The sequence below is a fragment of the Halobellus sp. Atlit-38R genome (assembly GCF_003665925.1).
Classification (GTDB): domain Archaea; phylum Halobacteriota; class Halobacteria; order Halobacteriales; family Haloferacaceae; genus Haloquadratum; species Haloquadratum inordinatus.
In genome coordinates, this window is sequence record NZ_QXIJ01000363.1 from 1 (window position 1) to 447 (window position 447).

Consider the following 447-nt stretch of genomic DNA (forward strand, 5'->3'; position numbering starts at 1 on the left):
TCCGGGCCACGGCGTCTCGTTGTCCGGGCGCGTTGACCTCCCGCGCGACGCCGACGTGACGCCCGAGGGCGCGAACGCGACGCTCACGCGCAACGGGACGCTCCACGTCGAGATACCCAAGCGCGGCGGGTCGAGCGACGTCGACGTCGTCGAAGAGAGCGACTGACGCCGCCGTTTCCGGCCCCGTGCTGGCGGGCTACTCCCCGTCCGTCCGGTTCGACAGCGACATCCCCTCCGTGATCTCGAAGGACTCGTCGCCGTGGAACCGCTCGGGGTCGAACGCGCCGATCCACGGCGAGTCCGGCGCGTCGAACGTAATCCCCGCGAGCGACGCGAGCACGCCCTCGGCGACCGTCTCGCCCGTCGCCGGCGCGCGCATGAACCCGTGTCCCTGCCAGCCGGCGGCGACGAACAGGGTCGGGGACCCCTCAGCGCCCGCGTCGACCG

The 447-nt window shown here is 73.2% G+C and carries 2 pseudogenes; one reads left to right on the forward strand and one right to left on the reverse strand.

Annotated elements, in window-relative coordinates:
• Positions 1–166: pseudogene (locus tag D3D02_RS19845) on the forward strand (Hsp20/alpha crystallin family protein); the annotation flags it as partial.
• A gap of 30 nt (positions 167–196) precedes the next feature.
• On the opposite strand, the pseudogene D3D02_RS19850 reads toward D3D02_RS19845, so the two are convergent.
• Positions 197–447 (reverse strand): annotated as a pseudogene (locus D3D02_RS19850) (FAD-binding oxidoreductase); the annotation flags it as partial.